General features: G+C 61.4%; 2 protein-coding genes. Both read left to right on the top strand.

The features are described from left to right. Window positions 1-864 (top strand): cytochrome c oxidase subunit II (gene coxB, locus NCR35_RS27005; RefSeq protein ID WP_250536992.1); only part of this gene is annotated, 864 nt, incomplete at its 5' end. Between the two features lie 10 nt (window positions 865-874). After that, window positions 875-3,258 (top strand): cytochrome c oxidase subunit I (ctaD, locus tag NCR35_RS27000; RefSeq protein ID WP_250536991.1); only part of this gene is annotated, 2,384 nt, incomplete at its 3' end.

Below are 3,258 nucleotides of genomic sequence, written 5' to 3'. Positions count from 1 at the left end.
CTGACGGCGATATGCAGTCTTGTGTGCATCATCATCGCGGTGATGCTGCTGATTGCGACCTTCCGTCACCGCAAGAAAGAAGACCACCGTGCGCTCGGCAAGGGCGGCGGCCTGAGTTTTATCTATGTCGGCACGGCCATATCGACCGTGGCGCTGTTCGGCATCGCCATCTACATGCTGACGGTGCTGGCCGAGGTCGCCGATCCGCCCAAAACGCCGGCTCTTACTGTCACGGTCACCGCTTACGACTGGTGGTGGAAAGTGGACTACGGACAGGGCCCGAGCGCCTTCACGACCGCCAACGAACTGCATATTCCGGTGGGCGTGCCGGTGCTCGTGCTGCTGAAAAGCGCGGACGTCATTCATGCGTTCTGGGTGCCGCAATTGTCCGGCAAGACGCAGACCATACCCGGCAACACCAACCGTCAGTGGATACAGGCGGACAAGCCCGGCATTTTTCGCGGCCAGTGCACGCAGTACTGCGGCGTGCAACATGCTCACATGGCATTCGAAGTCTATGCGCAGCCGCAAGCCGACTATGACCGATGGTACGCCGCGCAGCAGCGCACAGCAGCCGCGCCGGCCACGACGCAGGCCGTGCACGGCAGGAAGCTTTTCGAGCAACGCTGCGCGGGATGCCACGCGGTACGCGGCAGCAACGCGGCCGGCGTGCAGGCGCCCGATCTCACGCATGTGCTGTCGCGCCGGCTATTGGCGGCGGGCACGGTCGTCAATACGCCGGAGAATCTGATGGACTGGATTCAGCACGCGCAGGAAATCAAGCCCGGCACGCTCATGCCCGACATGAAGCTTTCGCCCGTTGAATCAGGCGAGCTGTCGGCATACCTCGCTACTCTCAGGTAAGGACTAGACGATGGCCGTGACAGGGGATCGAAGCGCCGGGCACTCGCACCGCGTCGCGTTCAGACGCGAGCCGGAGTTCGGCAGCGTCCCGAAAGGATCGGAAGCCGAGAAGCGGCTGCTCGATCTATGGGAAGGCGAATCGGGATGGCGCGGCTTCATCACGACAGTCGATCACAAGAAGATCGGCCTGCGCTATATCGTGACCGCGTTCGTGTTTCTGCTGTTGGGCGGCGTCGAGGCGCTCATCATGCGCTTGCAACTCGCGCGGCCGAACGAGACGCTCGTCACGCCGGGACAGTTCGCCGAGCTGTTCACGATGCACGGCATCACGATGATCTTTCTCTACGCGCTGCCGGTGCTGAGCGGCTTCGCGAACTTTCTCTGGCCGCTCATGCTGGGCTCGCGCGACATGGCGTTCCCGCGTCTCAACGCGCTTTCGTATTGGGTCTTTCTCTTTGCCGGCATCTTTCTCTATTGCAGCTTTCCGCTCGGCGAAGCGCCCAATGCGGGCTGGTTCAACTATGTGCCGCTTGCGTCGCTCGAATACAGCCGTGGAATAAACATCGACGTCTATTCGCTCGGCATGGTGTTGCTCGGCATTTCCACAACGGTAGGCGCAGTGAATTTCGTTGTGACGCTCTTTCGCATGCGCGCGGTGGGCATGTCGGTGGACCGGCTGCCGATCATCGTATGGGGCACGCTGACCATTTCCTTCGCGAACCTCTTCGCCGTGCCTTCCGTGAGTCTCGCGTTCTTCCTGTTATGGATGGACCGCAACATCGGCACGCATTTCTTCGATGTCGCGAGCGACGGCAGGCCGCTGCTCTGGCAACACCTCTTCTGGATGTTCGCGCATCCGTGGGTGTATGTCGTGGTGCTGCCCGCGATGGGTATCGTCTCCGATGCATTGCCCACGTTTTGCCGGCGTCCGCTCGTCGGTTACGCGGCAGTGGCCATGTCGACGGTCGCGACGATGATCATCGGCTTCGAGGTGTGGATTCATCACATGTTTGCGACCGGCATTCCGCCGCTTGCGCTGGCCTTTTTCGGCGCGGCGAGCGTGCTCATTACGATTCCGAGCGCGGTCGCCGTGTTCGCGTGGATCGCGACGATCTGGACCGGGCGCCCCGTGTTCTCGGTGCCGTTCCTCTATTTCGCGAGCTTCGTGCTGATGTTCGTGATCGGGGGCGTCTCGGGCGTGATGACCGCAGCGGTGCCACTCGACTGGCAACTCACTGATACTTACTTCGTCGTCGCGCATCTTCATTACGTGCTGCTCGGCATCAACGTGTTCCCGGTATTCGGCGGCATTACTTATTGGTTCCCGAAATTCACCGGGCGTCTGATGAGCGAGCGATGGGGCAAGATCGCGTTCTGGATCATTCTCGTCGGCTTCAATGTCGGCTTCTTCCCGATGCATATATCCGGCTTGCTCGGCATGCCTCGGCGCATTTATACGTATCCGGAAGGCATGGGATGGGACACCTCCAATCTCATTACGACGATCGGCTCTTTCATCTTCGCCATCGGCGTCGGCATCTTTCTGATCAATGCACTCATTTCGGCGAAGCGAGGAAAGAAGGCGCCGCAGAACCCCTGGGATGCGCCGGGCCTCGAATGGTCGACTGACTCGCCGCCCCCGGCCTACAACTTCGCGGTGCTGCCGATTGTCGAGTCGCGGCATCCTATGTGGGAAGACCGCTTGCAACCGAAAGGGCGGCATTCGAGCCTTGCATCGGGTTATCTGCTGCATCAGGGACGCGAGGCGCTCGGCGTGCATCCGTTCAACGGCAAACCCGACGCGATACTCAAGATGCCCGACGATGCATGGTCCCCGTTCCTGCTGGCTCTTTTCGCTGCGCTTTGCTTCGCGGCGCTGTTGCTGCGCTCGCCGTGGTTCACTGGTCTCATGGTCGCGGGTTGCGGTGCGACGCTGGTGGCGTGGATGTGGCCGCGCCGCTCGCTCGGGCAACGCGAACCGCCGACGCCTGAAGAAACCATTCCGGCGCAGACTGCGAAGAAGAACGACGTGCTGCCTGTCGGAAGCACGGGCGAACATTCGGGCGGATGGTGGGGCGTGCTCGCGTTGGTCGCCACCGAAGCGAGTCTCTTCGGTTATCTCATCTTCTGCTATTTCTATTCGCAGTCGCAAACCACGTTGCCGTGGCCGCCCGAGGGCATGCCGAAGATCGGCACCGGCGCGACGGCTACGGGCGTGCTCATCATGAGTAGCGTGCTGGCGTGGATGTCAGAGCGAACGCTCAAGAAGGGCAAGCGCTGGCCGGCATTCGCGTGGATGCTCGGCGCCATTGCGTTCGGCTGCGTCTTCTCCGGCATGCAGTTGAAGGAATGGCACGACCATCCTTACGGCATCACGGCGCATCTCTATGGCTC

It is taken from the genome of Caballeronia sp. AZ10_KS36 (genome assembly GCF_023631105.1).
Taxonomy (GTDB): Bacteria; Pseudomonadota; Gammaproteobacteria; order Burkholderiales; family Burkholderiaceae; genus Caballeronia.
Note: the sequence above shows the minus strand (reverse complement) of the source record. Positions and strands in the feature narration are given on the sequence as shown.